The sequence below is a fragment of the Marinilactibacillus psychrotolerans genome, assembly GCF_900101525.1.
Lineage (GTDB): Bacteria > Bacillota > Bacilli > Lactobacillales > Carnobacteriaceae_A > Marinilactibacillus > Marinilactibacillus psychrotolerans.
Genome location: NZ_FMZD01000041.1, coordinates 1 through 2262, shown reverse-complemented (window position 1 = coordinate 2262; position 2262 = coordinate 1). Strand labels below are relative to the sequence as shown.

1 rRNA gene is annotated in these 2262 nt (G+C 51.7%); it reads left to right on the top strand.

Features of this window, described 5'->3' with window-relative positions:
- Window positions 1–2221 (top strand): 23S ribosomal RNA (locus tag BLT22_RS12000); the annotation flags it as partial.
- Window positions 2222–2262: the final 41 nt, after the last annotated feature.

The following is a 2262-nucleotide window of genomic DNA, read 5'->3' as shown; positions in this document are numbered from 1 at the left end:
AGTATGCCGTCGTCGACCCGAAACCAAGTGACCTACCCATGTCCAGGGTGAAGGTGCAGTGAAATGCACTGGAGGCCCGAACCCACGTACGTTGAAAAGTGCGGGGATGAGGTGTGGGTAGCGGAGAAATTCCAATCGAACTTGGAGATAGCTGGTTCTCTCCGAAATAGCTTTAGGGCTAGCCTCGGATAGTGCATCGTGGAGGTAGAGCGACTGTTTGGACTAGGGGCCCTTATCGGGTTACCGAATCCTGATAAACTCCGAATGCCACTGATGTAGATCCGGGAGTCACACTGCGAGTGATAAGATCCGTAGTGGAAAGGGAAACAGCCCAGACCGTCGGTTAAGGTCCCAAAATCCTTGTTAAGTGGAAAAGGATGTGGGGCTGCTCAGACAACTAGGATGTTGGCTCAGAAGCAGCCATCATTTAAAGAGTGCGTAATAGCTCACTAGTCGAGTGGCCCTGCGCCGAAAATTTACCGGGGCTAAACAAGGTACCGAAACCACGGATAGAACCAATGGTTCTATGGTAGGAGAGCGTTCTAAGGGCATTGAAGCAAGATCGTGAGGACTTGTGGAGCGCTTAGAAGTGAGAATGCCGGTATGAGTAGCGAAACACGGGTGAGAATCCCGTGCACCGAATGACTAAGGTTTCCTGGGGAAGGCTCGTCCTCCCAGGGTTAGTCGGGACCTAAGCTGAGGCCGATAGGCGTAGGCGATGGACAACAGGTAGAGATTCCTGTACCAGTCTGCTTTGTTTGAACAATGGAGGGACGCAGGAGGCTAAGATAAGCACGCTGTTGGATATGCGTGCCCAAGCAACAAGTCTGAGTAGGAGTCAAATGCTTCTACTCACACGGACAAGTTGTGATGGGGAGGGAACTTATAGTACCGAAGTATCTGATGTCACACTGTCAAGAAAAGCTTCTAGTTAGAAGTAGGCTGCCCGTACCGCAAACCGACACAGGTAGTCGAGGAGAGAATCCTAAGGTGATCGAGAGAACTCTCGTTAAGGAACTCGGCAAAATGACCCCGTAACTTCGGGAGAAGGGGTGCTGACCAACTGGTCAGCCGCAGTGAATAGGCCCAAGCGACTGTTTACCAAAAACACAGGTCTCTGCTAATTCGAAAGAAGATGTATAGGGGCTGACACCTGCCCGGTGCTGGAAGGTTAAGAGGAAAGGTTAGCTTCGGCGAAGCTTTGAATTGAAGCCCCAGTAAACGGCGGCCGTAACTATAACGGTCCTAAGGTAGCGAAATTCCTTGTCGGGTAAGTTCCGACCCGCACGAAAGGTGTAACGATTTGGGCACTGTCTCAACGAGAGACTCGGTGAAATTATAGTACCTGTGAAGATGCAGGTTACCCGCGACAGGACGGAAAGACCCCATGGAGCTTTACTGTAGTTTGATATTGAGTGTCTGTACAGCTTGTACAGGATAGGTAGGAGCCAATGAAACCAGGACGCCAGTCTTGGTGGAGGCAATGGTGGGATACTACCCTCGCTGTATGGCCACTCTAACCCGCAACCGTCAACCGGTTGGGAGACAGTGTCAGATGGGCAGTTTGACTGGGGCGGTCGCCTCCTAAAGAGTAACGGAGGCGCCCAAAGGTTCCCTCAGAATGGTTGGAAATCATTCGAAGAGTGTAAAGGCAGAAGGGAGCTTGACTGCGAGACTTACAAGTCGAGCAGGGACGAAAGTCGGGCTTAGTGATCCGGTGGTTCCGTATGGAAGGGCCATCGCTCAACGGATAAAAGCTACCCTGGGGATAACAGGCTTATCTCCCCCAAGAGTTCACATCGACGGGGAGGTTTGGCACCTCGATGTCGGCTCGTCGCATCCTGGGGCTGTAGTCGGTCCCAAGGGTTGGGCTGTTCGCCCATTAAAGCGGCACGCGAGCTGGGTTCAGAACGTCGTGAGACAGTTCGGTCCCTATCCGTCGCGGGCGTTGGAGATTTGAGAAGAGCTATCCTTAGTACGAGAGGACCGGGATGGACATACCGCTGGTGTACCAGTTGTCTTGCCAAAGGCATCGCTGGGTAGCTATGTGTGGACGGGATAAACGCTGAAAGCATCTAAGCGTGAAGCCCCCTTCAAGATGAGATCTCCCATTCCTTTAAGGAAGTAAGATCCCTGAGAGATGATCAGGTAGATAGGCTGGAAGTGGAAGTACAGTGATGTATGGAGCGGACCAGTACTAATCGATCGAGGACTTAACCACTAAAAAGTGGCGAAAGTGTATGATGGTGTTGTAGACAAACA